Source organism: Cohnella phaseoli (genome assembly GCF_003386235.1).
GTDB lineage: Bacteria > Bacillota > Bacilli > Paenibacillales > Paenibacillaceae > Cohnella > Cohnella phaseoli.
Map to the genome: position 1 here is coordinate 52,692 of NZ_QRDZ01000037.1, position 25,268 is coordinate 77,959.

Below are 25,268 nucleotides of genomic sequence, written 5' to 3' on the forward strand. Positions count from 1 at the left end.
CGGGAGCGGAAGCCTTTTCAGGGCTTCCGTTCTTTTTTGTCCATTATATCAGGTGCGGAGCGATGTGATACAATCGGAGCAAACCTAAGAGACGGGGACGATAAACGAATGGGAAAAACAATCGGTTGTCTGCACGCCCACCACTCCAATATCGGGCACATAGACCGGACGTTGGCGGGACTTGGGGCGGAGCTGCTGCATTATGTCGATCCCGGTCTGGTGCGCCGGGTCTCCCGGGAAACGTCTTTCCGTCAGGAGGACGCCCGAAGGCGGGTCCAAGATCAGGTCGACTGGATTGGACAGAGCGGCGCGGACGCGATCCTCATTACCTGCACCCAATACATGGCGGAGCTGCGGGACAATCCGGCTTCGCTATCCGTACCGGTCGTGGGCATCGACGAGCCTTTCTTCGAATCGGTATGCGGCTTCGAGGGGCCGCAATTGCTGCTGTTCACGAATCGGGCGACGGTGGGAGGGACGATGGAGCGGCTGCAAGCGCACGCGTTCGCAATTGGCCGACAGCCGAATGTGGAGGTTCGGGTGCTGGACGGCCTGTTCGAGCTCGTGATGAGGGGGGAACAGGAGCGGCATGATCTCGAATTGTTCCAGCGTATTCGGGAGCAAGCGACGTCCGATCCGGGCAGGCGGTTAGCGGTCGCCCAATTGTCTATGACCGCGTCGGCGGATAGAGCGGGCTCGGAGCTGGGCATCCCGATCGGCCATGCGTTGGAGAGTCTGACTAGCCGGATGAAAGAAACGCTCCGAAGGTAAATCATGCTATAATAATGAACAGGCAATTGAGGCGCTCAATTCACACTAATCGAAGCGGGGTTTGAACATTGATTTGGGAAAATAAAATCGCGACTACGCTGCAATGGACGAAGGAAATTTCCAACAGAGAGCAGAAGGAAGCGGTCGCGGCCAAAATCGCTGAACGCGTGCGGGACGGGGACGTGATCGGCGTCGGCTCGGGCTCGACGTCTTATTTGGCGCTGCTGGCGATCAGCAAGAAGGTGAAGGAGCAGAAGCTGAGCGTGCTGGCGATCCCGACTTCTCACGAGGTTTCGCTGACCTGTTCGATCATGGGGCTTCCAACTTCGACTCTGCTGAACGCGAGACCGGATTGGTATTTCGACGGCGCGGATGAGGTCGATCCGAAGAAAAACCTGATCAAAGGCCGGGGAGGCGCGATGTTTGCGGAGAAGCTGGTCATGAAGAGCGCTCCCGAAAACTACATTCTCGTCGATTCCTCCAAGTTCGTCTCCCAGTTGGGAGAGAAATTTGCGGCTCCGATCGAGGTCGATCCTCGCGCGGTTAACCTGGTCGAGACGGAGCTGTCCAAGCTGGGCGTCAAGGAAGTGCAGATGCGGATGGCGCTGGCTAAAGACGGACCGGTCATTACCGAAGCGGGCAACCTCATTCTGGACGTGCGCTTCAACAAAATCGAGGACGGCTACGAGAAAGAGGTCAAATCGATTCCCGGCGTGATCGAGTCCGGCTTGTTCATGGGCTTTAACCTGGAAATTTTGACGACATAGAAGTTTTCGCGCGCAGGGCCAACACGACCTCATAAAGCGAGGGACGGCAATGAGTGCCAAGGAAATAACGGTTCCGACCGATCTGTGCGATGCTGCGGGCCATCTGTCGCCGGATAGCATTGGGTGGGCCAGACACCCGCTAATTCGCTGCAATGTAACCGGGAGTCCGCTTCGCAAAAAGAAATGGAATTACTGGTGCGTAACGAGTCCCGAGCTGCTGTTTTCCGTCACGATTTCCCATTTGGATTATGCGGCGGTTATGTTCGTGTATGCGTTGGATTTGCGCACGCTGCGTTTTCGAGAGCAGACGGTGCTAGCTCCGCTTGGGGGAGGCTGCCGGCTGCCCGACGAAGTGGACGCATCGGCTGGCTACAGCGGCAAGGAACTGACGATCTCTTTCGAGGAACTGGACGACGGCACAAGCGGCACAAGGCTACGGGTAGAGGCTCCGAACTTCGGCGGTCGGGGTCAAGCTTTGTCTGCCGACATCTTCGTTCGCAGGCCGGACGGCCATGAAACCTTAAACGTAGTCGTGCCGTGGAGCAAGACGCGGTATCAATTCACTTCCAAACAGGAAGCGCTTCCTGCGCAAGGGCAGGTTCGTTGGGAAGGTCAGACTTATGCCTTGTCTGAAGGGGAGGCGTTCGGCTGCCTGGATTTCGGCAGAGGCAAGTGGCCTTATCGCGCCAATTGGAATTGGGCGGCGGCATCCGGGAAGTCGACCGCAGGTCACACGATCGGTCTGAATCTCGGAGGCCAGTGGACGGACGGAACTGGACAGACGGAGAATGGAATCGTCGTGAACGGACGTTTGACGAAAATTCATGAGGATGTCGTCTGGACATACAATCGTAAACGCTATATGGAGCCATGGACGATGCGGACATCAGGCTCGGATCGGGTGTCTCTCGTCTTCGAGCCGCTGTTCGAGAGAACGGCGAAGACGAACGCGCTGCTTATTCGCTCCGAGGTTCATCAGATGATCGGCAGGTTCCGGGGACGTATCGTTTCCGAAGATGGCGAGGCGATCGTATTGGATGGATTGCTAGGTTGGGCCGAGGATCATTCGGCTCATTGGTAGATGGGAGCGCGCAACTTACTTCGAGTCAGTCGGAGCGGTTGCGTGCTTTTTTTAGTGCGACTGTAGAACAAACTCGGGGAACCTGCGGGAGGTATTCGTATGCGGAAGAAGATTTTAGTCGGTTTGTTGATATTGTTTATGGCAGCTTCGGCAACGGCAGTCGCCAGCGACGCACTCAAGTATAAGGGGATGCCTGTAAGGCAACTGGTGTGGAACGGGAAGTCTGTGAAAAGCAAGGATGTTCCTGTTGTCGTGATGGACGGTCGCACGATGATTCCAGTCAATATGCTCAAATCGGTCGGATACACCATCACTACTTCCGGCAACAAAGTGATAGTCGTACCTGCCAGCAATAAGAATTATTTGAACAACATCGGAATATTGACTTCGTTTAGCAGACTGTTCGTTGGTCTGAGGGAGTTGGAGGGGATGCTCTTGCTAAGTACGGTTGAGTCGGGCGGAGGCGAAAAAATCAGTCAGGAGACAATAGCGGCTGTAAAGGATTCAATGGCTTATTGGGAGCAGGAATATGCGCCAAGGGTGAAATTGTTGGATGATGTCTCGCCGATCGATGATTATCCGCGAGACATCTATAGAGGAGCTGAGGAGGCAATGAAACGATATAGACAAACAGTGGAAAGCTGGACGAAGTATGCAAAGTCCGGCTCCAAAGAAGATTTGAATGTCTTTCTGCCACGCGTTAAGGACGCGCAGAAGCAGCTTAAAGCTGTCCAACAATCCGTTGACGACTATTTAAACAAGAACTTTGTGAGATTAGAACAGTGAAATTTCACCATCGCCTGGCACGTTCGCGTATAGCAAAACCCGGCCCCGTTCCCTCAAGAACGCAGGCCGGGTTTTCCCGTTAAGGCCGATTCCGCAAATAATCCAATATCATCCGCTTTAGAATCTCAAGCTGCCGTCCCGCATCAAGATCGGATACGAACGAGAGAATATTATGCTGGAGCGACAGCTTCCGCGAAAAAATGCCGAAAACGTTAATGACCGTGGTCAACGTTTCGGAGACGGAAAGATCGGAGCGGATCGAGCCGTCCAACTGCCCTTCCCGAATAATCTTGCTGTATTCGCGGGAAGTTGCCCTGTAGAGCTCGTTAAAGCTCTCGAAGTCCTCCAGAGGTTCCGGAGAATGCGCGGCATAGCTCGCTTCCAACCGAACGAGGCGGTTTGCAAGATGATTAGCCCTACTGAAATACATTCGAATGACAAGCAAAGGAGATGCGTAAACATGGGAGTGCTGGACAATAAAGTAGCGATTGTAACGGGTGCGGGAAGCGGCATGGGGCGCGAGGAAGCGCTGCTGTTCGCCAGAGAGGGAGCGACGGTCGTCGCCACCGACATCAACGAAGCCGCCGTGCACAACGTTGTTAAGGAAATTGAAGCGGAAGGAGGAAAGGGAATCGCCTTCGCGCATAACGTAGCCTCCGAGGAAGAGTGGAAGCGCGTCGTGGACGCCGCCGTCGCCAATTCCGGCAAAGTGGATGTTCTTGTCAACAATGCGGGCATTTCGCTGGCAACCGGACTTCTGGAAACGACGATCGAGCAGTGGAACAAAGTGATGAACATTAATCTGACTAGCGTGTTCCTTGGAATGAAGTACGTTATTCCGCACATGCAGGCCAACAAAGGCGGATCCATCGTCAATATATCCTCCATTGCCGGGCTCACCGGCAGCAGCGGCGCAGGAGCCTATACGGCCTCCAAAGGCGCGGTTCGCATGCTAACCAAAGCTGCGGCGGTCGATTTCGGCAAGGATCACATTCGCGTCAACTCCGTGCATCCGGGTTTCATCGAAACTCCAATGAGCGCCGAGTTTGTCAACAACGAGCAGATGCTCCAATGGTTCCTGTCCCAGACTGCGCTGCCGAGAGTCGGTCAAGCGTCCGAGGTTGCGCAAGCGGTGCTGTTTCTGGCATCCGACGCCGCTTCCTATTTGACCGGAATCGAGCTGCCCGTAGACGGCGGCGTTACCGCGAAATAACGGCCCTTAACCGCGAGAGGAGACGATGCACATGCCAGCGAAAAAACCGCAGCAATGGGACCGCGAAGTCGATGTAATCGTAATGGGGACGGGAGGAGCGGCTCTTGTGTCCGCGATTCTGGCTCATGACCAAGGCGCGAAGGTGCTGATTATCGAGAAGGCGGAACAGATCGGCGGAACGACTGCTTTTTCAGGGGGCGTGCCATGGGTTCCGATGAATCGTTACATGAAGGAAGCGGGTATCGAGGATTCAAGGGAAGAGTCGTTGAGGTATGCCAAAAGACTGACTGGGGGCAAGGAGCCGGACCCCGAGCTAATCGAGACGTTTATCGACAACGGTCACAAAATGATCGACTATTTGTACGAGCATACGCCTGTGCGTTTTTCGATACCGAAAGGGTATCCGGAGTACTACGCAACTTTGCCGGGAGGCAAGCCGACCGGAGGGCGCTCGCTTGACCCGATGCCGTTCGACATGAACCAGATCGGAGAATGGGCGTACAAGGTACGCAACAATCCGGCCTTCCCGCCTCTGACGCTGGAGGAGGGAGGAGCGATTGGCGGCATCGATTTCGCGAAGATCGCGGAACGGATGGAAAACAACATCGTCACAATGGGCCGCTCTCTCATCGCCTCGCTGTTCAAGGCTGTGCTCGACCGGGGTATTGAGACGTTGACCGGTACGCCGGGCAAGGAGCTCATTCTGAACGATACGGGCGAAGTGATCGGCTTGGTCGCCGAGCAGGGGGACTCTATGCTGAACATCGGCGCACGTAAAGGAGTTATTCTCGCTTCCGGCGGGTTTGAATGGAACAGGGAGCTGGTGAAGGCCTTCTTGAAAGCCGAAGTGACGCATCCGCTCTCGCCGGCAGGCAACGACGGAGACGGCCTCGTCATGGCGATGGAGGCGGGAGCCGCACTGGCTAACATGAGCGAAGCATGGTGGTATCCGGCGATGCAGGATCCGACGTTCGAATACGAGGATCGCGTCTTGAATCAGCTTGGAGGCGGCCGCATGGGACCCAACAGCATTATCGTCAACCGCCATGGCAGAAGGTTCGTGCACGAAGGCGTGACGTACAACGATATGCCCAAAGCGTTTTACGAGTACGATCCTGTCGCTTTGGAGTGGCCGAACGAGCCTCCGGTATGGATGATTTTCGACCAGCAGCTGAAGGACCGTACGATGATCGTCACGATGATGCCGGGCGAAGACGCGCCGGATTGGGTAGACAGATCGGATAATTTACGCGATCTGGCCGCAAAAATCGGCGTCGATCCTGACGGGTTGGAGCGTACCGTGGCCAGATGGAACGACAATGTGCGGCAAGGAGCGGACCCGGATTTCGGCAGGGGCACGACCTTCTTCGAGAACCTCGGCGGGGGCGGAGGCAGTGCGGAGGCGAATCTCGGCACGATTGAGCAGGCTCCGTTTTACGCTCTTCCGGTATACGCCGGTACGTTAGGAACGAACGGCGGGCCACGCATCAACGCCGATGGCCAGGTAATCAGCCTGCGCGGCAAGCCGATTCCCGGATTATACGCGGCGGGCAATGCTTCGATGGGTATTATGGGTCAAGCGTACGCCAGCGCCGGCGGAACGCTCGGCCCCGGAATGACGATGGGCTACTTGGCGGGAATTGCGGCAGGACAAACGGCGCCCAGAGACATCTGACCACAAGACGAAAAAAGGAGCTGAACCGTTATGCCAAACGGAATTCATACGATAGAGCTTCCGGTTGCGATCGATAAAATATGGAATTTCGTCAGCGATATGAATAAGTGGGCGCCGCTCGTCCCCGGGTATATCGAGCACGAAATTCTGAGCGATCGTCAATCCACCTGGGCCTTCAAAGGCGATCTCGGCTTTATGAAAAAAACGGTCAAGCTAAAGATCGACATCAAGGAATGGATCGAGCCTACGAAGGTAACTTTCGATCTTACGGGGCTGTCCGACAACTTCGGAGGCAACGGATACTTCGAGGCGGAGACCGTGGATGACAATACGACGAAAATGACCGGATGCCTGGACATTACAGCCAAAGGCGCAATGGGCCCGATGGTCAACACGATTCTGAAAACGTTCGTTCCGAAAACCGCCCAAGAGCTATCCGAGGCGATTGCCAATCGGATTGAGGAGATCGAGAACGTTAAAGCATAATAGAAGAGGGGCAGCTCCGCCGTTCGGAGCCGCCCCTCTTTCGTAGAATTTGTTCATCGGCAACCCGCAGCAACTCAAGCCTCGTAGTTAACCAAATATTGCTGAAGCGCGGTATTGTAATAGCCGACGCTGTATTCGGCCACGTCGCCGGACGGGACGCGGGAGTAACGCGAGCGCCGCAGCAGATGGGTGTTCGGCTCCAGCTTTAGCAGTTCGGAGACGCGGACGGGCGCAACGGCGACTTCGAAATGATCGCGGAAACTCGCCAGCCCGATTTCTTGCTCCTCCAGCCAACCGTACAACGATTGTTCTCCGAGATCGGCTGCTTCGACATTGCCCGTGCGGGACGTCAAATAGTGCGTGTAGTGAACATACGGCACATCGTCAAGGAAGTACAGACGCTCTATACAAACGCAGCTTTCCCCAAACAGACGATAAGGCTCGGAGCCTTCCGCGTTGCGGATCGTCTCTGTGCTAAGCAGTCGCTTGCGGATGCGATGCCCTCCCTCGACGAGAATTTCGGTGAAGCTCATCTGCTTCGACAGTCGGGAGGTGGACGTGTTGCGCAGCACCTTCGTGCCTTTGCCGCTGCCTTTTTCCAGATAGCCTTCCTGCACAAGCTCCTGGATCGCGTTGCGGACGGTAATTTTACTGACCGAGAACTCTTGCTCGAGCTGCGGCTCCGACGGAATCAAATCCCCGAGCGGATAGACGCCGTGCAGAATGCGGTCTTTAATAATATTTTTAATTTGTCGGTACAAAGGTTTGTGGTCCCGGGACAAGGTCATTGCGATTGCTCCTATCTACCTCTCTACGTCGCCTGCCGCTTGCGTCATAGCCCGCACGATTTCCCGTTCCGCAGCCATCGGGGTGTCCCCGACGGTCGTATGGGCCAACATGGCCGCCGCAGCTGCGTAACGAACTGTCCGTTCCGGTTCGAAGCCGGACAGCTCACCGTGCAGAATTCCGCTCGTGTAGGCGTCTCCAGCACCAATTCTATCATAAACGGCGAAGGTCAGCGTGTCGGAATAGTGAAAGCGTCCGTCCTTATACAAATACCCGCGCAAAGAATGCGTATTGTCTCCGTTTACGGAGCGGTGCGTTCCAGCCGCCACGGCAATGCCGTATATGCGAGCGACTTCGGGAACCAGCTCCTCCAGCTGCTCCTCGCGCGTCGTTCCCTTTGTCGGCATTCCGAGCAGGTACATCGCATCTTTCTCGTTCATCATCACGATGTCCGCCAATCCCAGCATTTGTTCATAAAAAGGCTTCGCCTTCTCGTACCCGTCCTCGCCCCACAAAGACGGACGATAATTACAATCGAACGCGACGAGGCTGCCGCGGGCTTTCGCCGCTTTCGCGAAACGCAGCATATGGCTTCTTACTGCATCGTTCATAGCCAGCGTAATGCCGCAGAAATGAGCGACATCCAGTTGGCCGGCGATATCGGCGAAATCGTAGGCGTCTGCCGGGGCCGTGTTGAAGCTGCTCTCCAAGCGGTTCGAGTAGGTGACGCGGCTCGGCCGTGCGCCAAAGCCGTTTTCAAGAAAATACATCCCGATATAGCTGCCGCCGCGAGCAACGAATTTCTGGGCGATGCCGAGCTTGCGCAGGTTGGCTGTCGCGGCGTCGCCGAGCGGATTGTCCGGCAGCCGGGTAACCAGATAGCCGTCGTGACCGAAGCGAGCAAGTGCGGAGATTACGTTCACGCCCGTCCCGGAGAACGAGTAGCTTAGCGTATTAGCCTGCGACAGCAGGTCATACCCCGGCGCCTGCAGGCGCATCATCACCTCTCCGAAAGCGGCGATCCGTTTACCCATTGGCTCCGTCCACCAATCTTTTCGTGATGGATAGTAGCTCCTTCACGTCGGCAACGTTCGTTTTGCCCGTCTCTTGGTCGATAATCGAGGAATAGACGTGAGGGATGACTTGCGGAATACCGGCGTCCAGACAAATTTGCAAAATTTCTTCATAATTATCCATATCGATGCCGCCGGTCGGCTCCAAGGCAAACCCTTCTTCCCCGCAAGCAATGGCGACGGCTTTCAGCTCCTCGATCCGGCTCAACCCGTTCATCGGAAAATATTTAAGCGCATTGCCGCCCATATCCCGCACGAGCGCGATTGCCGATTTGACCGGAACGATTGCCTGATCCGCCTGGGCTGCGCTGATTGGACCGGTGGAGATGCAGACATAGCCTGGACGCCCCGTCGGCGAGACGAGCGCATTGATCCAGCTGTCGCGGCCGTCCAGATTGGCGCGCGTCGCGCCTACGGCCGGGAACACTTGGTTGATGTGGCTCCCCGGATAGCTTTTGGCAATTTCCACGACGACAGCGGCTTGACGATTGTCTCCTGCGCCCAAACCGATCGATACGGCTTCGTCGATCGCTTCTCCGTACTGCTTCATGGCGGCGACGGCTTCTTCCGCGTTCGAATACGCCTTGGACAGCACGCCTACGAGAACGTGGCCTTCGGCCGCCTCGAACACTTCCTTGGCGTTCTCGATATCCCGGGCCAGTACGTTAAGAGCGACGCGGTTTTTGTATAAGCGTTTGGATAAGTTCGACATTTTAGAGTCCTCCCGTAAGTTCGCGAATTCTGACTGCAATCACATCGATATCGTCGCCTTGAAGGGGACGTGGGTCGATATCGAAATATCCTTGCTTCACGCCGTAGTCTCTAGTGTAAACAGCAATTTCTCCGCATTGCAGGCCCGCGACGACGTGTCCCGCATTCGTGCCCGAAGCGACAGGGTCAATCTTCACTCTCGCGCGGTAAATCGCTCGACCGGCCTCGTCCTGAACAATCGATACCTGCACGCCGGCAATATCGTTAAGCGGCATGAGCGTCTGAAGCGACGCTTTCTCCTGCTCGCTGTTGTCCTTTTTCCCGACATATTCGTCCAGCGCTTGCAGCAATCCGAATGTCGACTCCTTGCCGACTTTCATGCTCCGACCGATGCCGTGCAGCTGCGTTTTGAGCCACTCCACATATTGTCGCTTGCCTCCGACGATACCGGAGGTCGGTCCCTCAATCGCCTTGGAGCCGCTGTAGATCGCAAGATCCGAGTAACGGACGTATTTCCTCAAATCCTCCTCGGCAGCCGCGTCCACAATCATCGGAACGCCGTTGCGCTGCGCGACTTCCCAGGCCTCTTCGACTGAAATCATATTCTTCTGCACGCAATGATGCGATTTCACATACAGAATGGCTGCGGTATTTGGACCAATTGCATCCTCGATGTGAGTAGCCTTGCCCTCGTTAGCGTATCCAACCTCGATCAGCTTGCCTCCGCCCAGGTAGACCATGGTCTCGACCGGCGCGCCGTACTGCACGTTATGGCCTTTCAGAATGATGATCTCGTTCGCGGCAATCGGCTCTTGATGCAGGCGTTCGCTCAGACGTTGATTGCCTTTGGTCACAATAGCGGCGACCGACAGCGCAATGCCGCTGGAAGCCGAGTTAACGACAACGGCCGCTTCGGAGCCTAGAATGTCCGCGATATAATCTCCCGCCTTGTCGACGAGATCGGCGATCTCTACGTATTGCTGGCCTCCGCGCTTCATAGCGTCCATGACCGTATCGGTAGGGGCGGATACGCCAAGAATGCTCATCCGTCCGCTGGCATTGATGACTCTTTTAAGTCCGTATTTCGCATTTAATGAATTTGTCACCTGTCACCACTCCTCTTGGCTCGATTATGCGATTCGCGATGCGTTCTTCTCCTTCGGAATCCATCAACGCGGTCCGTCTGTCTTCGATTGAAAACAAAGTCAGATTAGCCGGATCGCCGACACGGATTCGCCCCAACTCTGGCCTGCCGAGCCAGCTTGCGGGGCGATGCGTGACGGATGCGATGATTTCCTCCAAAGAGTAGCCTAGATACAGAAACTTGGAAAGAACGTTAGCCAGACTGTACACCGGCCCTTTTGTCCGGTTGCCCCGGTAGATGTCGGTGCTAATCGTGTGCGGACGGATTCCGGCCCTCTGGGCGGCTTCGGCAATGCGGAAAGAGAAGCTGGCCGTGCCGTGTCCGATGTCCAATTTTACGCCTCTATGGAGTGCTTCCTTAAGGGCGGTCAGCGGTTGCCCTTTTTCATCGAATAACCCGTTTTTCTTCCCGTGGAAACAATGCGTTATGACGTCCCCGTCCGACAGAAGCGGAACGATCTCTCGAATATCCGGCGGTCCCGAGCCAATGTGGACCATGAGCGGGAGCTTGGTTTCATCGGACAGCTTGCGGGCCATTCTGAGCGGCTCCAGTCCGCTGGTCCCGACGACGCTGCGGCTGATTCTCGCCTTGAAGCCGACGATGGAATCGGGATGATTGGCTGCGACGCTGGCAGCCAGTGCGGCATCGATCCACTCTAACTGCGACAGCTCGTCGATTCTGGCCAGTCCGATGCGAGAGATGTTCAGGAACGCGAATAGCCGAGTCGCCGCGCGTTCTCCAGCGGAGATCAACTCGTCGATCCGGTCCGCTCCGCAGCTTCCGGCATCGACGATTACGGCAACGCCCTGTTTGACGCCGATTTCGTCGATCTCGTCGCCGTAAGGCTCAAATTCCGGGAAGGCATGGACGTGCAGATCGATCCAGCCGCTGGATACGTAGCATCTGCCTTCGTAGTCCGCCGTATAGTCCGCTTCCGAGCCCGAACCGCGGTCGGTTCCGGCAGGAGAAACGTCTGCGATGATTCCATTGTTCACAATAATATCGACAAGAGCTTCGTCGGGCAGCCTGAGATTGTGTAACGCTAGCTTCTGCAAAGTGGTTCACCCGGTTTCTTTTCAAAAATAATTTCTTTAAACATTATAACGTTATAATGTTCTGGCGGTCAATTATCTTCGAACGGATGGTTTGGGCGAAGTCGGGGAAATTAAAAGGGACAAGCGATTATAGAGGAGGCTTAAAGCACATGAAGAGATTGGCAATTATCGCATGTATCGTCCTGCTCGGCGCGTGCGCCAACCAAAACTCCGGGATGAGAATGAAGGAGCACGCGGCGCCGGCCAAAAAACAGCCGCAGCTTCAAGTGAGCGCCACCGATACCGGGGTTCCGGTCAATAAATACGTCGTCAAAAGCAACGAAACCGCGCAAGATATCGCCAACCAGTATCATGTAAGTCTCGAGGACTTCCTTCGGGCGAATCCCGATTTAAGCAGGCTCGTCGGAGGCGGCAACGGCTATGCCAACCCGAACCAAGGCGGTCAAGGTCAGGGCCAAGGTCAAGTACAGAATCCAGGTCAGGTACAAAATCCCGTTCAGGGTCAAACGGGCGTTCCGAATGGCAATATAAACGAGCCGATTCCGAAGGATACCGAGGTTACGATTCCTTCCAATGAAACGATGACCGGTTACGAGCTCGAGGTGCTGAACCTGACGAATCAGGAGCGGCAGAAGGCCGGTTTGAAGCCGTTCTCCGGGGATTACACGAATTTGAATCGTTCGGCGCGGGCCAAGTCCCAGGATATGGCGGCCAACAATTACTTCTCGCACACTTCCCCGACTTACGGCGATCCTTTTGCGATGATGCGGAATTTCGGCGTGCAGTACCAATCCGCGGGGGAAAATATCGCCAAAGGGCAGCCGTCTCCACAGGAGGTCGTGCAAGCCTGGATGAATTCGCCCGGCCATCGGGCCAATATTATGAACGCTTCGTACACGCATATGGGCGTCGGCTATGTCGCGAACAATGGACAGCCTTGCTGGACGCAGCAATTCGTCTCCAAATAAACGATTCCAAAGAGGATGTCCGACAGGCCCGCCGGCCGCGGACATCTCTTTTTTGTTGACTTCTGCATCGGGATTAGCTATATAATATATGCCTTATTGTGCATTGCTCGATGGTTGCGCATCCGATAACGACAGCCTTGATTTTACAGCAAGAAGGGGGGCTAATTCCCAGATGAAAACCGGCTGGTTTCCTTTTTTTTCTAACCTGAACTTACGGCCGAAGCTCATCATTCTGTTCATGATTTCCGTGGTCGTTCCGCTTATCGTTTTCGGAAGTATCCTGTATCGGGTCAGCGCGCAGGAAGTGGAAGTGGAAATGAGGCAGACGTCTCTGCAAACGGTCCAGCAGATGAGCTTGACGTTGGACGAATACGTCCGCCAAATCGATACGCTCTCCAAAATGCCCTACACGAGTCCGGAAGCGGAGCGGTACTTGCTCGGCTCCAGCAATGTGAAGCTGTATACGGACAAGTATTCGGCTGCCGACGTCGAAGCGGTGGAAACGTTTTTGGAAAATTTGCTGAAGGTCAGGCAGGACATCGAATTCGTATCGCTCGTCTCCTTAAACGGCAATATCGTCTCGCGAAGCCGCGCCGGCGCCGTCAAAGCCCAATACGATTTCTACAAGGAGCCGATCTACGAAAATTTAAGAAAATCGACAGGCGAAAAAACGATGGTGCCTTTGCATGAAGCGGATTATTTGTTTGGCGGCAAAAAGCGGGTTTTCTCGATCGGCAGGAAAGTTTTAAGCTTTCATGAAGGCTTCTATATCGGTTACATACTCATCGACTACAATGAAAACGCCATCATAAAAATAGGCGGCGGCGCGAGCATCGGAAAAACCGGCAGCGTGCTGCTGCTCGACAAATACGGGAACGTCATGCATTCGTCCGGACAGCTGGCCCGGTCGAGCGGGACGGAAGACATTCTCCGCATCGCGGCCGACAAAGAAAATATGAACGAGGTCTTGGACGTTGGCGGGGACAAACGGATTCTCGTCAGCAGCGTGTCGGAGTACACGGGATGGAAAGTGGTCGGCGTTCTGCCTTACGAGGACATTCTGCAGCGGGTGAAAGGCATCAAGACCGTGTTCTATGCAATGGGCATCATTTGCGTCACCTTGGTGTTCGCGTTTTCGATGCTGGTATCGAAGGGAGTCGTCAAGCCGATTCGTCTGCTGCAAAGCACGATGAGACAGGTGGAAAAAGGCGATACGGAGGCGAAAGTGACGGTTCGCTCGCGCAACGAGCTCGGCCAGCTTTCCCTCAGCTTTAATCGGCTGATCGAGAAACTTAATGTGCTGCTTCGGACGATCAAAAGCGTCGAGACGAAGAAGCGGGAAGCCGAACTGATCGCTTTGAAGAGCCAGATCAACCCGCATTTTCTCTACAACACGCTGGATTCAATCCGCATGATGGCGATTATCGACGACAAGAGGGAGATCGCCGGAGCGATCGAGGCGCTGGCCAACATTTTCCGATACAGCATCAAAGGCAGGGAAGATATCGTGGACATTAAAGAGGAAATCGAACAAGCGATGAACTACGTTCATCTCCAGAAGATCCGTTACGAAGATAAATTCGAAGTGATCGCCGATGTCGACGAGCAAGCGCTTGGCTATAAGGCTATCAAATTTTCGCTTCAGCCGATCGTCGAGAACGCGATTTTTCACGGCATCGAGAACAAAAAGGGGAAAGGCGCGCTATGGATCAGCGTTAAAAAAAGCAGTCAGAATATCGTGTTTGAGGTCAGGGACGATGGGGTCGGGATGGATGAGACGAAGCTGGCGGAGCTGGTCGGGAGACTGTCGGCCAAAGAAGAAGCCGCCGCAGATCATCTCGGGCTGAATAACGTGCACGACCGGATCAGGCTATACTTCGGCGAAGGATATGGCTTATCGATCGACAGCAAGGCGGGAGAGGGAACAAGCGTCACGCTGACCATTCCCGCGATAACGAGCGAAGAGAAGGTGATGAGGAATGTTATCGGTCATGTTGGTTGACGACGAGCCGCTCATCCGTAGAGGGCTGAAAAAGCTGATCGACTGGCAGCTGCACGGCTTCCGGATCGTCGGAGAAGCCGATAACGGCGAAGAGGCGCTGGAGCTTGTCGCGCGCGAAGAGACGGATATCGTCGTGACCGATCTGAAAATGCCGGCGATGAACGGCTTGGAGCTCTCGGAAGCGCTGAAGGCGAGGTTTCCGACGCTCAAGGTAATCGTTCTGACCGGCTACGACGATTTTCCTTATGTTCAGCAGAGCATAAGGAACGGGGTGGCCGACTATTTGCTTAAGCCGGTAAATGCGGATGCGCTTGTTCGCTCCCTGCTGCAACTCCGAAAACAGCTTGAAGAGGAGCGCTACCGCTATCCTTTCGATATCGAGGCAAGCTTGCTGGACGCGGTGAAAGCCGCGGATGCGGAGGCGGCCGCGGCAGCCGTCCATGCCTTGTTCGACGAGTTGCACAAGTACAAGGTTCCGCAGGAAATCGTCCTGCGGATTTGCGACACGGTGCGCCTCTCGCTTGACCGCTTGCTGGATCAAGAGAGCAGCAGCTTGAAGGATATTTTGCGCAAGAACAATCTGGAGAAGGACGAAGGGCGTCTTCCCAATGCCAGAGAAGAACTGAGGGCAGACCTGCTTCACATCGTTTCTTGCCTATGCGACCACAGGCAGGGCTACGCCAACAAGCGAACGATCCAGGCCGTCATCGACGATATCGAGCGCAATTTCCAGCAAGATATTACGCTCGGCGATTTGGCCGCCAAGTTCTATCTGAACGCCTCCTATTTGAGCCAATTGTTCAAGAGCGAAACCGGGGAGACATTTTCAAATTACGTCATTAAGCTGAGAATCGAGAAGGCGAAGAGACTGCTCGGCGATCCCAATATGAAGATCCAGGACATCAGCGAGCTCGTCGGCTACGGCGATCCCAAATATTTCGGCCAGTTGTTCAAACGAATGACCGGCATGCTGCCTTCGGAATACCGGGCCGGTCTGACCCGGAGCAAATAAGTGATTGCAGGGGAAACCGCATCGCGGTTTCTTTGCTTTATTCCTGTATTCCTAAAAGAAACAAACCTGCAACATAACCGTTGTCTATCCTGCGTTAAGAAGGGAAGCGGCTATAATCGGACTATCACATTCAAAGGGGGACATAAACATTGAGCAAGACAGGGTTAAGAAAAATAAGCGGATTGGTCGCTTTAATACTGGTGGCGTCGCTGGTTTTCTCGGCATGCGGTAAAAGCGCTTCCAACAACGGAGGAGGGGCTTCTCTGTCTGGAAGTTCGGCGCAACCGTCCGCAAGCGCAGCGCAGCCGTCCGCGAGTTCGGCATCTGCGGACGTGGATGTCAAAGGGGATTTCGAATTGCAGATTTTCGTAGGGGGCTACGGCGACGCCTGGTGGAAAGAAGCGATCGAAGGCTTCAAGAAAAAATATCCGGAAGTCAACGTCATCGCCAACATGGGACCGAAAATCAACGAGCAAATGAAAACGAGATGGATCGACGACAATCCGCCCGATTTCCTGTACTTCGACGGTCCGGATATCCCGATGGAGCAGCTCAAGACGGACGGCAAAATCATGGACCTGAGCGGGTGGTTCGATGAAGCGCTCGCCGAAGATGGGCAAAGCCTGATCCAGGACCATTTCGTCAAAGGCATGCTGACTCCCGACAAGAACGGCAAAATCTACGTCGCGCCTTACATTTTCAGCACGATGGGCATGTTCTACGACGATAAGCTGCTAGGGGACAACCAAATTTCGCCGCCGCAAAATTTCGACGAACTGCTCGCCATCGGCGAGAAGCTGAAATCTCAAAACGTGGCGCTGCTGGACTATCCGGGCATCTACCCGGTGTACCTGTTCAACGGCTTGATCACGCCGGCGCTCGCCGCGGAAGGCGGCCAGGAGCTGTGGACCAAAGTGATGAACGCCGAGCCGGGCGTATTCAAGAGCGAGCCGTTCATCAAAGTCATGAAGAAGCTGGAGGTTCTTCGGGACCAAGGGCTGATCCTGAAAGGCACGACCGCTCTCAACCATACGCAGTCCCAGATGGAATGGCTGAACCGCAAAGCGGCGTTCATTCCGAACGGTCTATGGCTCGAGGGAGAAATGAAAAAAGATATTCCTACCGATTTCCAAATGAAATTCATTCCGTCCGTGCTGCAGGATGCGGGCCAGAAAATGGCGACAGCGCCGTCGGCGGTCGGTTTCGCGATTCCCGCCAAGGCGAAAAACCCGAAGGCGGCAATGGCGTGGCTGTCGTACCTGTATCAAGAAGACGTCGTCAAAAGGTTCATCGAACTGACGAACGTGCCTACGATTTATAACGTGGACGTCAACGACATGAACGTAAGCGAGATGACCAAGAGCGTCATGAAATGGATCGCCGATCCGAACATCGTCATCGTGTCCACGAATTTCGATTGGGAGCCGGCAGGCCAGCAGGCCGTCTACGATAGCTTGAACTCGCTGGTGCTCGGAAAAATCAACGCGGAGCAGTACGGAGAGCGCGTAGAACAGGCGTTTGAGAAAGCGCGGTCGGAAAAGCAATAGATTATTGCCGAATGCCAGGCGGAGCTGACGTTCTTTCCTGGCATTCGGCCAACGAAAGGTGATTCGCTTGTCCATTCATCGCGCTTCGACTCGAAGATTTATCGCGATATTCGTATTGCCCGCGTTGCTCCTTTATTCGATCTTTTACATTTATCCGTTGATCCAAAGCATCTATTACAGTTTTCAGAAGTGGTCCGGTTATACGAACGTCATGAAATTCGTCGGACTCGACAATTACCGGAAGCTGTCGCAGGACAGCCTTATTCCCCATGCGATCTGGAACGATTTCGTCATTCTGTTCTGGAAAGAAGTCCTTATTATCGTCTTCGCCATGTTTTTCGCCATCGCGGTGACGAGACTGGGGTTCGGCAAGCGCGAAAGCGGGTTTTACCGGATCGTATTCTTCTTTCCGAACATGATCTCAATCGTCATCATCGGTTTGCTATGGTCGTTCGTCTATCATCCGAGCATCGGTTTGCTGAATGCCGGGCTTCAAGCGATCGGACTGGAGAATCTGACGCATGCCTGGCTGGGAGAGATGGAGACGGCCGTTCCGGCGCTCATACCCGTGGCCAGCTGGGCGGGAATCGGATTTTTCATGATCGTGTTTATCGCGGGCATCAACAGCATTCCCGAGGAGATTTACGAGGCGAGTCGCATTGACGGAGCAGGCGAGTGGAAGCAGCTGTTTCGCATTACGATTCCGCTGGTTTGGCAGCACGTCAAATTCGCGATGCTGACAATTCTATTTACGACGTTAAGCGGCAACTACGTGTTCGTGCTCGTCATGACGAACGGGGGGCCGGATAACGCTTCGCAGGTGCTCGGCTCCTATATCTATCAATTGGCTTTTCAGCAGAGCAACGTCGGTTACGCCATGGCGGTTGCCGTATTGCTGCTGGCGATTACGCTGCTGATCACCGGAATCGCCAATAAACTTCTGAACAGGGAAACTTACGAGATTTAGAAATGGTGGAGATTGCACTGAGAAGAACGGGCGGAAGACTTGCGATAGGGAGGCTGCCCTCCAATGCCGTTAGATTGCTGCTGCTCATCTGGTCGGTCATGGTCATATTCCCTTTGTTTTGGGCGCTGTATTCCTCTTTGAAGGATAACAAGGCATTCTATGCGGATCCTTGGGCTTGGCCGGATCAGTATCACTTCGAGAACTTCCATAACGCGTGGGTAAGCTCCCACATCGCCAACTACTTTTTGAACAGCACGATTGTCGTCGTAGCTGCGCTCTTCTTGTCGCTCTTGATGGGGGCGATGACGGCTTACGCGCTGGCCCGATTCCGTTTTCGCGGGAATCAGCTGGTCCTTGCCGTCTACTTGTCCAGCATGATGATCCCTGCGATTCTGACGCTGATCCCGCTGTATTTCGTCGCGAAATCCTTGCATCTGACGAATAATCTGGGCGGTTTAATCGTCGTTTATGCGGTTGGCGCCGTTCCGTTTACTGTATTTCTGCTTATTGGCTTTTTCAAATCGATTCCCGCCGCTTTGGTGGAAGCTGCGACGATAGACGGCTGCTCGAATTACGCTGCCTTCTATAAAATCATGCTGCCGCTGGCCAAGCCAGGATTGATTACCGTAAGCATCGTGAATGTGATTTCATTCTGGAACGAATACATCGTAGCGCTAACCTTTATCGGCGACGAGCGGTTCTATACCGTTCCGATCGGGATTTCGTTCCTATCGGCCAGCATGCAGTATCGAACCGACTTCGGCGCGCTCTTCGCCGGGCTCATTATCTCGATGGTTCCGGTGGTTCTGGCGTACATTCTGTTCCAAAGGCAACTGCAAGACGGAATGGCAGGCTCGGCAGTGAAAGGATAAGGAGGCCAATCGGATGAATAGAAATCGAAAAGGGTTATGGGTGTTCACGCTGATGATCGTCGGCGGTCTGTTAGCGGCTGCCAAGACGAGTTATGCGGCGGATTTGACAATTCAGGATGGCCGGTTCACGCTGCACAACGGTGCGATGCAGGTAGCTGACCCGTCCGCTACGGACGGGTATAGCGCAAGGATGGCCAACAATTCGACCGGCTGGAACATTCAATATGAAAATTGGGATTTCAGCGAGTTGGAGCCGGGACAATTATACGATGTGTCGGTTATGGTGAAGGTGAAACATGCGGCGGCGAACCCAACGGGCAACGCTTTTAAGCTCGGTTTGTATGACTCTACGTCCGCCAGTTACGTTATCCCGGAGAAGACTGTGGCGGCCGCCGCTACTTCCGATTCGACTTGGAAGGAGTACCGGATCGGGACGTTTAAGCCGAATGCCAGCGTAAACGATATCGGCATCTATATCGCAGGAGCGGCAAACTCGTCGCAAGTCAGCGACATCTATGTGGACTGCATAGTTTATCGCAAGCATCAGGATTATCTGATTGAGGACGCCAGCTTTGTCAAGTATAACGACGCATCGACCGTTACAGACGGAATGGCTGCCGATTTGAGCGCCGGGAGGGTGGTCAACGGACCGGGGAGCAACTGGAATTTGCAGGTTCCCATCGACGGAACTCGGATCGAGGCGGGCAAATCGTACCGGATATTGATGCTGGTGAAGCCGGAGATGACGAATTGGACGACGGCGACAGGCGACGTATTCGGCTATACCGTGTACGACTTTACGTCGAATACGTATCTGATCAACCCGACAATCGTCCACTCCTCGGCATTTCCGAAGCTACTTTTCTATCAGAACATCGTCACCGCTCCCATCGCGCCGAATCCGTCTCATGACGTGAAAATCTGTTTTTATAAAGTGGACAATGCGGCGAACTATCCGGCGTTCCAGGTGGACAGCGTAACGCTCGCCCAGGACCCTAGCGACGAACTCCCGCATTCGTCGATGCAAGCCTATCCTTACAAAATTTCACCGGCGGACGCCAACGGCTTGAACGATGTCGCGAAATTGACTTATACGTTGTCTTCCTCGCAGACGGTATCGGTTAACATTTATCGGGCTTCCGACCACTCTCTAATCCGGACGCTGGTTAGCGGTGTCTTGCAATCCGGGATGAATACGGTCGTCTGGGACGGTAAGAACAATAGCGGGCAGACGGTTCCAAACGGTTTATATACCGCTGCGGTTTCCGCAGGTTCTGCCGATCTCTTCCGAACCAATGTGCAGGTCATTACGGGCGTATCTTTAACGCCTGCGGCGAATACGGCCAAAGACGCGATCCCGAAGGGCATCTTCTACGAAGGTCTGGCCATTCCGAACGACAGCGCTGGCGCTAACGCCTACTTGAACGCTACGTTTGGGGACATCCGGCAACTGGGCGCGGATACCGTCTTCATGGCCAACTGGGATTCCAAGCCGGCCCATGTGTACGCGTCCACGTTGGCCCAGGCAAGCGCTAACGGGCTCAAGATCGTCGGGCTTCCCGACTATACGAGCCTGTTCAACGAAGCTCTCTATAATGACGAAACGGCCATGTACGATCAAATAGGTCGGTTGATTAACCCGTATACCAACAGCAACGCGTTGTACGGCTATTATTTAAGGGACGAGCCGGAGAACGACGCCAAGCTGGCCGACAACCTAAAGGATATGAAACGGATGCTGGAAACGCTCGATCCGAGCAGACCGGTGCTCATGACCTACGTAGGCGTAGATCGAGTGGAAATGCACTACAACGAACAGAAGCCTCAGGCGATGAATATCGATCCCTACGGTGTAACGGAAGGAAGCGGACTCGGCGACTTCAGGAACATTTACCATCTCCCCGGCTTTTCGTATGAGAGCTACATGGACTTCGCTTCTCTACAGCCGAGGAAAGACATTGCCGACCCGGCTCCTCTATGGACGATTCTTCAGACGCATAACAATGCCGGGTGGCTGAGAGATCCGACAGCCGCGGAAATCCGGGCGATGACCTATGAGGCGATCGGACACGGCTCGAAAGGCTTTACCTATTTCATGTATCAAACGGAAGTCGATTGGGAAGGGTTGGTGGACGCCAATTATCAGCGCAGAGCCGATTACTATACGGTGCAGGCGCTATTCAGCGAGATCGAGACGTTGAAGCCAACGATCCGGAACATGAGAAGAACCGCGAACGTCGCCGCCGCGTCCGGCGGGGGAAATGCCGCCTATGCGAGCGCGGACGTGACGACCCATGTGGATTCGCAGACGGGCGACAAGTATCTCGTCGTTGTCAACCACGACGTGACGCAGCCGGCGACCATGACCTTGACGATCGATAGATCGCAATTGGGGATGGATATAACAGCCGTTCAGAACGTTCTTGATAACGCTAATGTCGCCTTCGCGACAAGCGGTTCGAGCTACACGATCAGCGGATTGCCGCTGGAGGCAGGCAACGGCGTTATTCTCCGGTTGGTCAAAGATCCGTCGCTAACGATCGTCGAGGGGCAGAGCGCGTCGTTTACGTTGTACAACAACGCGACGAATAACCATACGGATGTCTCCGCGTCCGACGGTTTCACGGCCAAACAAACGATCACGACGACAAGAGGCTGGAATATCCAGTGGACTTGGAATCCGGCGCAATTGGCGCCGGGAGCGACGTACGACCTGTACGCGGTCGTGAAGGTGAAATACGCCGCGGACACTTATGTTGACGGGAACGGACAGACGCGGTTCTTCGCCCCGTCCGGCATGGCCTTCTCATATGGCGTATACGATGCGACAACCTCGACCTATCCAGTGCCGGAGACGACTATGCCGGCTTCGCAGCTGGATAATATGTTTTGGCATACGGTCAAGATCGGAAGCTTCGTTCCCTCTTTGACCCACGACCAGACGGTGTTTATCATGCCGTGGGACAACCCGAGTCAATTAAAAGAGCTGTATGTCGATAAGTTCTACATGATCAAGCGCTAGGCAGGTATGCGACAAATGAAAAGGGAGGCCATATCGGAATGAAGCTCCAAAATAAGATAGGTGCTATCGTCGACAGCTTTCGCGTCGGCGTACGCGAAGGGATAATCAAAGCGCGGGAGGTCGGAGCGGACGGCGTGCAAATCTACGCTGTATCCGGCGAGATGGATCCGGAGGCGCTGAATGCTCAGGACAGACGAGAGCTGAAGGGGTATATCGAATCGCTCGGTCTGGAAATTTCCGCGCTGTGCGGAGATTTGGGCGGACACGGCTTTCAGGACCGGCTGCACAATGCCGAGAAGGTGGAGAAATCAAAGCGAATCTTGGACCTTGCAGTAGAGCTAGGCACGAATATCGTGACGACGCACATCGGCGTTCTGCCGGACGACGAGAGCGGCGAAATTTATTCGTCCATGCAGGAAGCCTGTGAAGAGTTGAGTGCCTATGCCTCCAGTATGAACGCGTTTTTCGCGATCGAGACCGGTCCGGAGACGGCGGCGCAGCTGAAGCGATTCCTCGATTCGTTAAGCTCCAAAGGGGTGTCCGTCAATTTCGACCCGGCGAATATGGTGATGGTGACCGGGGACGATCCGGTGAAGGGCGTCCGCCTGCTTAAGGATTACATCGTCCACACGCACGTGAAGGACGGCATCCGTTACCGGGAATCCGACCCCCGAGACGTATACGGGTCACTGGGCCATCAGCCGATGGATCACGAGAAGATCGCGCGGATGGTGGCAGGCGGGGAGTTTTTCCGCGAGGTCGCCCTGGGTGAAGGGAAAGTGGATTTCAACGCATATTTCCAAGCGCTCCAAGACATCGGCTATTCCGGCTATTTGACGATTGAGCGGGAAGTCGGCGGCCAGCCGGAGGCGGACATCCGCAAAGCGGTGGAGTTCATTCGCAAGTATAAATAATAGGAAGACCTGTGTGGGGGCTGTCCCATAAGCAGAGTTGCTTAAAATGATCGATAGACAAAGTAAGGGGTATGTGCCTCCTGTAGATTGCCTCATACGCTCCTGAAATTACCCTGTAACGGGTTTACCCATTCAGATTTCAGGAGCGTATAGCATCGGAAGGAGGTACATACCCCTTTCACCTTTATCATCGATTATCTTTCAGAGCAACTTGGTTGGCTTATGGGACAGCCCCATTCCGATTTAGCTGAACTCGACCAGCATATCCATCAGATGCCTGGCGCTTTTCGACAGATGCCGGTCCCTTAGCCAGACAACCCCGATATTGCTTTGCAGATCGACGTCTTGGATCGAGATTTTGGCGACGTTCGGAGGCGCGAACGAGTTCATGATCGACTCGGGCAGAATCGCCGCGCCAATGCCCGCCGAGACGAGCGAGATCGCGATCGCTACGCTTGAGCATTCGCTAACGATTTTCGGTTCGAGGCCGAGCCGCTTGAATTGGTCGAACACCTGGGTATGCATCCCTGTCGTACGATCCGTCTTAAGGGTGAGAAAAGGGAAGCGCGCCAGTTGCTCCAGCGTCATCGCCCGAGCGTTCTGCGGACACCATTCGGTCGGAAGCAGGGCGACGAACGGATCGGACGGCAAGGGGAGAACGGAGTAATGCTGCGACTGAAAATCGGATTGGAACGGAAGTCGCGTGACGATAAATTCGAGATCGCGATTTTCCAGCAGCTCGCCGAGCAGGAAGTGGTCGCCTTCCTGAATCTTAAAGGTCACCTGCGGGTACTTCTCCGTGAATTGGCGCAGGACTGGAGGGAGCAGCGATACGCAGGAGACGACCGCGCCGATCGACAGAACGCCTTGCACGCCCTCCCCCAGCTCTTGAACGTACGTGATCGTTTCCTCGAATTGCTTCATCAAGGCAATTGCCCTGTTCCGCAGCATTTCGCCCGCCTGGGTGAGCTGGAGCCGTTTGCCGTTGCGGTCGAACAGAACGACGCCGAGCTCCTGCTCGATCAGCTTGAGCTGGCGACTGAGCGGAGGCTGCTCCATATTAAGCTGCTTGGCCGCGCGTGTAATTTGACCTTCGTGCGCGATCGCGAGAAAGTAACGAAGCTGTCGCATATCCATATTGACCCAACTCCATACTTTTAAGGTATGCATCACAGACAAAACAGATATTATCAATATACATCCGACTCTGGTATCATTCAATTATAAAGCGCGTTCAATCAAGGAGGACTTTTCGGACATGGCTCACGCAATCTCAGTAGAACGGACGACCGCAAACAAGGCAAAGCCGGATGCTTCGACGCTCGTCTTCGGCAAGCATTTTACGGACCACATGTTTATTATGGAATACGACGCGGGCAAGGGCTGGCACGATCCTCGTATCGTTCCTTACCAGCCGATCCCCCTCGACCCCGCCGCCAAAGTGTTCCACTACGGCCAGACTGTCTTCGAGGGTATGAAAGCTTACAAAACCCCGGGCGGACCGGTGCTGCTGTTCCGTCCGTTCAAAAATTTGCAAAGACTCAACCGTTCCAACGCCCGTCTCAGCATCCCGCCAATCGACGAAGATTTGGCGATGGATGCGCTGAAGCAGCTGCTTAAGGTGGACGAGGATTGGATTCCGACTACTGAAGGCACATCGCTCTACATTCGTCCGTTCGTCATCTCGACTCAGCCGACGCTGGGCGTAAATCCTTCGGAAAGCTATTATTTCATGATCATTTTGTCCCCGGTAGGCTCGTACTACGCGGAAGGCATCAATCCGGTCACGATCTATGTGGAGCCGGATTACGTGCGCGCGGTTACGGGCGGAGTAGGCAACGCCAAAACCGGCGGCAACTATGCGGCAGGGCTTAGGGCTCAAGAGGAAGCTTCGGGCAAAGGCTACTCCCAGGTGCTGTGGCTGGACGGCGTGCACCGTAAATACATCGAGGAAGTCGGCAGCATGAACGTCTTCTTCAAAATTGCCGGCAAAGTCGTCACGCCTGCGCTGAACGGAAGCATACTCGACGGGGTGACGCGGGATTCGGTCATTCAACTGCTGAAGCACTGGGATATCGATGTGGAGGAGAGAACGATTTCCATCGACGAGCTCGTCGAGGCATACCGCAAGGGAACGCTGGAGGAAGCGTTCGGAACCGGAACGGCCGCCGTCATTTCCCCGATCGGAGAGCTGAACTGGCAGGGCGACAAGCTGACGCTGAACGACGGACGCACGGGTCCTCTGTCATCCAGAGTGTACGACTTTATGACCGGTCTGCAGCGCGGCGCTGTGGAAGATCCGTTCGGCTGGGTGACTAAGCTGGAGTAGATCGTGAGTAGATATGGAAGAGGACACCGTCCCGTTTTAAGGCGGTGTCCTTGTTTTGATGCTTCAGAAAAGCCATAAAATTGGCTA

23 protein-coding genes are annotated in these 25,268 nt (G+C 54.6%); 16 read left to right on the top strand and 7 right to left on the bottom strand.

Features of this window, described 5'->3' with window-relative positions:
• Nucleotides 1–108 precede the first annotated feature (108 nt).
• The 4 genes from DFP98_RS32385 to DFP98_RS32400 all read left to right on the top strand — a co-directional run bounded on the left by DFP98_RS32385 (nucleotide 109) and on the right by DFP98_RS32400 (nucleotide 3,405).
• On the top strand, nucleotides 109–771 hold the full coding sequence (locus DFP98_RS32385) for a hypothetical protein (RefSeq protein WP_116064775.1): 663 nt from the start codon (nucleotides 109–111) through the stop codon (nucleotides 769–771).
• Between the two features lie 68 nt (nucleotides 772–839).
• Nucleotides 840–1,538: a ribose 5-phosphate isomerase A gene (rpiA, locus tag DFP98_RS32390; RefSeq protein WP_116064776.1), complete on the top strand. Its 699-nt coding sequence runs from the start codon at nucleotides 840–842 to the stop codon at nucleotides 1,536–1,538.
• A gap of 49 nt (nucleotides 1,539–1,587) precedes the next feature.
• Nucleotides 1,588–2,619: a DUF2804 domain-containing protein gene (locus DFP98_RS32395; RefSeq protein WP_116064777.1), complete on the top strand. Its 1,032-nt coding sequence runs from the start codon at nucleotides 1,588–1,590 to the stop codon at nucleotides 2,617–2,619.
• A 99-nt stretch (nucleotides 2,620–2,718) separates the two neighbouring features.
• Nucleotides 2,719–3,405 carry a hypothetical protein gene (locus DFP98_RS32400; RefSeq protein WP_116064778.1) on the top strand — a complete coding sequence of 229 codons (687 nt, stop codon included), beginning with the start codon at nucleotides 2,719–2,721 and terminating at the stop codon, nucleotides 3,403–3,405.
• A 79-nt stretch (nucleotides 3,406–3,484) separates the two neighbouring features.
• On the opposite strand, the gene DFP98_RS32405 is transcribed toward DFP98_RS32400, so the two are convergent.
• The gene (locus DFP98_RS32405) at nucleotides 3,485–3,835 is read right to left on the bottom strand and encodes a hypothetical protein (RefSeq protein WP_220377204.1); all 351 of its coding nucleotides are present in this window, start codon (nucleotides 3,833–3,835) and stop codon (nucleotides 3,485–3,487) included.
• A gap of 30 nt (nucleotides 3,836–3,865) precedes the next feature.
• On the opposite strand from DFP98_RS32405, the gene DFP98_RS32410 reads away from it, so the two are divergent.
• From DFP98_RS32410 to DFP98_RS32420, 3 genes are read left to right on the top strand one after another with little or no spacing between them, the layout of a single operon-like run.
• Entirely contained in the window at nucleotides 3,866–4,618 is a 753-nt protein-coding gene (locus DFP98_RS32410) for an SDR family NAD(P)-dependent oxidoreductase (RefSeq protein WP_116064780.1), read from the top strand.
• Nucleotides 4,619–4,649: 31 nt separating this feature from the next.
• Nucleotides 4,650–6,293, top strand: coding sequence for an FAD-binding protein (locus DFP98_RS32415; RefSeq protein WP_181918078.1), 1,644 nt, complete (start codon nucleotides 4,650–4,652; stop codon nucleotides 6,291–6,293).
• Nucleotides 6,294–6,323: 30 nt separating this feature from the next.
• Nucleotides 6,324–6,779 (top strand): SRPBCC family protein, encoded by a 456-nt coding sequence (locus tag DFP98_RS32420; RefSeq protein ID WP_116064782.1) that lies wholly within the window; start codon nucleotides 6,324–6,326, stop codon nucleotides 6,777–6,779.
• A gap of 74 nt (nucleotides 6,780–6,853) precedes the next feature.
• On the opposite strand, the gene DFP98_RS32425 is transcribed toward DFP98_RS32420, so the two are convergent.
• From DFP98_RS32425 to DFP98_RS32445, 5 genes are read right to left on the bottom strand one after another with little or no spacing between them, the layout of a single operon-like run.
• On the bottom strand, nucleotides 6,854–7,567 hold the full coding sequence (locus DFP98_RS32425; protein ID WP_116064783.1) for a GntR family transcriptional regulator: 714 nt from the start codon (nucleotides 7,565–7,567) through the stop codon (nucleotides 6,854–6,856).
• Nucleotides 7,568–7,582: 15 nt separating this feature from the next.
• A complete protein-coding gene (locus tag DFP98_RS32430; RefSeq protein ID WP_116064784.1) occupies nucleotides 7,583–8,599 on the bottom strand; it encodes a sugar kinase in 1,017 nt (338 codons plus the stop codon).
• The gene (dagF, locus tag DFP98_RS32435; protein ID WP_116064785.1) at nucleotides 8,592–9,350 is read right to left on the bottom strand and encodes a 2-dehydro-3-deoxy-phosphogluconate aldolase; all 759 of its coding nucleotides are present in this window, start codon (nucleotides 9,348–9,350) and stop codon (nucleotides 8,592–8,594) included. The genes DFP98_RS32430 and dagF overlap by 8 nt, the downstream gene beginning before the upstream one ends.
• 1 nt (nucleotide 9,351) lies before the next feature.
• Nucleotides 9,352–10,455, bottom strand: a complete 1,104-nt coding sequence (locus tag DFP98_RS32440; protein WP_116064786.1) for a DgaE family pyridoxal phosphate-dependent ammonia lyase — start codon at nucleotides 10,453–10,455, stop codon at nucleotides 9,352–9,354.
• Nucleotides 10,421–11,548 carry an amidohydrolase/deacetylase family metallohydrolase gene (locus tag DFP98_RS32445; protein ID WP_116064787.1) on the bottom strand — a complete coding sequence of 376 codons (1,128 nt, stop codon included), beginning with the start codon at nucleotides 11,546–11,548 and terminating at the stop codon, nucleotides 10,421–10,423. The genes DFP98_RS32440 and DFP98_RS32445 overlap by 35 nt, the downstream gene beginning before the upstream one ends.
• A 149-nt stretch (nucleotides 11,549–11,697) precedes the next feature.
• Between DFP98_RS32445 and DFP98_RS32450 the strand changes: the two genes are divergently transcribed.
• The 8 genes from DFP98_RS32450 to DFP98_RS32485 all read left to right on the top strand — a co-directional run bounded on the left by DFP98_RS32450 (nucleotide 11,698) and on the right by DFP98_RS32485 (nucleotide 22,852).
• Nucleotides 11,698–12,516 carry a CAP domain-containing protein gene (locus DFP98_RS32450; protein WP_181918079.1) on the top strand — a complete coding sequence of 273 codons (819 nt, stop codon included), beginning with the start codon at nucleotides 11,698–11,700 and terminating at the stop codon, nucleotides 12,514–12,516.
• A 172-nt stretch (nucleotides 12,517–12,688) separates the two neighbouring features.
• Nucleotides 12,689–14,518 carry a cache domain-containing sensor histidine kinase gene (locus DFP98_RS32455; protein ID WP_181918080.1) on the top strand — a complete coding sequence of 610 codons (1,830 nt, stop codon included), beginning with the start codon at nucleotides 12,689–12,691 and terminating at the stop codon, nucleotides 14,516–14,518.
• Nucleotides 14,496–15,530 (top strand): response regulator transcription factor, encoded by a 1,035-nt coding sequence (locus DFP98_RS32460; RefSeq protein ID WP_116064790.1) that lies wholly within the window; start codon nucleotides 14,496–14,498, stop codon nucleotides 15,528–15,530. Before DFP98_RS32455 ends, DFP98_RS32460 begins: the two co-directional genes overlap by 23 nt.
• A 149-nt stretch (nucleotides 15,531–15,679) precedes the next feature.
• Nucleotides 15,680–17,077 carry an extracellular solute-binding protein gene (locus tag DFP98_RS32465; protein WP_116064791.1) on the top strand — a complete coding sequence of 466 codons (1,398 nt, stop codon included), beginning with the start codon at nucleotides 15,680–15,682 and terminating at the stop codon, nucleotides 17,075–17,077.
• 67 nt (nucleotides 17,078–17,144) lie between these two features.
• Complete coding sequence (locus DFP98_RS32470) at nucleotides 17,145–18,044, top strand: carbohydrate ABC transporter permease (RefSeq protein ID WP_181918081.1); 900 nt, start codon at nucleotides 17,145–17,147, stop codon at nucleotides 18,042–18,044.
• Between the two features lie 2 nt (nucleotides 18,045–18,046).
• A complete protein-coding gene (locus DFP98_RS32475; RefSeq protein ID WP_116064793.1) occupies nucleotides 18,047–18,916 on the top strand; it encodes a carbohydrate ABC transporter permease in 870 nt (289 codons plus the stop codon).
• Between the two features lie 13 nt (nucleotides 18,917–18,929).
• Nucleotides 18,930–21,938 (top strand): FlgD immunoglobulin-like domain containing protein, encoded by a 3,009-nt coding sequence (locus DFP98_RS32480; protein ID WP_116064794.1) that lies wholly within the window; start codon nucleotides 18,930–18,932, stop codon nucleotides 21,936–21,938.
• Nucleotides 21,939–21,976: 38 nt separating this feature from the next.
• Nucleotides 21,977–22,852, top strand: a complete 876-nt coding sequence (locus DFP98_RS32485) for a sugar phosphate isomerase/epimerase family protein (RefSeq protein WP_181918082.1) — start codon at nucleotides 21,977–21,979, stop codon at nucleotides 22,850–22,852.
• A 243-nt stretch (nucleotides 22,853–23,095) separates the two neighbouring features.
• On the opposite strand, the gene DFP98_RS32490 is transcribed toward DFP98_RS32485, so the two are convergent.
• Entirely contained in the window at nucleotides 23,096–23,989 is an 894-nt protein-coding gene (locus tag DFP98_RS32490) for a LysR family transcriptional regulator (protein WP_116064796.1), read from the bottom strand.
• Nucleotides 23,990–24,110: 121 nt separating this feature from the next.
• Between DFP98_RS32490 and DFP98_RS32495 the strand changes: the two genes are divergently transcribed.
• On the top strand, nucleotides 24,111–25,181 hold the full coding sequence (locus tag DFP98_RS32495) for a branched-chain amino acid aminotransferase (protein ID WP_116064797.1): 1,071 nt from the start codon (nucleotides 24,111–24,113) through the stop codon (nucleotides 25,179–25,181).
• Nucleotides 25,182–25,268 lie beyond the last annotated feature (87 nt).

What these genes read in the sequence shown, in the direction of transcription:
- DFP98_RS32460 (WP_116064790.1), top strand. Translation starts at nt 14,496, where the DNA reads ATGTTATCGGTCATGTTGGTTGACGACGAGCCGCTCATCCGTAGAGGG.
- DFP98_RS32400 (WP_116064778.1), top strand. Translation starts at nt 2,719, where the DNA reads ATGCGGAAGAAGATTTTAGTCGGTTTGTTGATATTGTTTATGGCAGCT.
- DFP98_RS32450 (WP_181918079.1), top strand. Translation starts at nt 11,698, where the DNA reads ATGAAGAGATTGGCAATTATCGCATGTATCGTCCTGCTCGGCGCGTGC.
- DFP98_RS32455 (WP_181918080.1), top strand. Translation starts at nt 12,689, where the DNA reads ATGAAAACCGGCTGGTTTCCTTTTTTTTCTAACCTGAACTTACGGCCG.
- dagF (WP_116064785.1), bottom strand. Translation starts at nt 9,350, where the DNA reads ATGTCGAACTTATCCAAACGCTTATACAAAAACCGCGTCGCTCTTAAC.
- DFP98_RS32495 (WP_116064797.1), top strand. Translation starts at nt 24,111, where the DNA reads ATGGCTCACGCAATCTCAGTAGAACGGACGACCGCAAACAAGGCAAAG.
- DFP98_RS32415 (WP_181918078.1), top strand. Translation starts at nt 4,650, where the DNA reads ATGCCAGCGAAAAAACCGCAGCAATGGGACCGCGAAGTCGATGTAATC.
- DFP98_RS32485 (WP_181918082.1), top strand. Translation starts at nt 21,977, where the DNA reads ATGAAGCTCCAAAATAAGATAGGTGCTATCGTCGACAGCTTTCGCGTC.
- DFP98_RS32395 (WP_116064777.1), top strand. Translation starts at nt 1,588, where the DNA reads ATGAGTGCCAAGGAAATAACGGTTCCGACCGATCTGTGCGATGCTGCG.
- DFP98_RS32410 (WP_116064780.1), top strand. Translation starts at nt 3,866, where the DNA reads ATGGGAGTGCTGGACAATAAAGTAGCGATTGTAACGGGTGCGGGAAGC.
- DFP98_RS32480 (WP_116064794.1), top strand. Translation starts at nt 18,930, where the DNA reads ATGAATAGAAATCGAAAAGGGTTATGGGTGTTCACGCTGATGATCGTC.
- DFP98_RS32420 (WP_116064782.1), top strand. Translation starts at nt 6,324, where the DNA reads ATGCCAAACGGAATTCATACGATAGAGCTTCCGGTTGCGATCGATAAA.
- DFP98_RS32475 (WP_116064793.1), top strand. Translation starts at nt 18,047, where the DNA reads ATGGTGGAGATTGCACTGAGAAGAACGGGCGGAAGACTTGCGATAGGG.
- DFP98_RS32430 (WP_116064784.1), bottom strand. Translation starts at nt 8,599, where the DNA reads ATGGGTAAACGGATCGCCGCTTTCGGAGAGGTGATGATGCGCCTGCAG.
- DFP98_RS32490 (WP_116064796.1), bottom strand. Translation starts at nt 23,989, where the DNA reads ATGGATATGCGACAGCTTCGTTACTTTCTCGCGATCGCGCACGAAGGT.
- DFP98_RS32425 (WP_116064783.1), bottom strand. Translation starts at nt 7,567, where the DNA reads ATGACCTTGTCCCGGGACCACAAACCTTTGTACCGACAAATTAAAAAT.
- DFP98_RS32405 (WP_220377204.1), bottom strand. Translation starts at nt 3,835, where the DNA reads ATGTATTTCAGTAGGGCTAATCATCTTGCAAACCGCCTCGTTCGGTTG.
- DFP98_RS32385 (WP_116064775.1), top strand. Translation starts at nt 109, where the DNA reads ATGGGAAAAACAATCGGTTGTCTGCACGCCCACCACTCCAATATCGGG.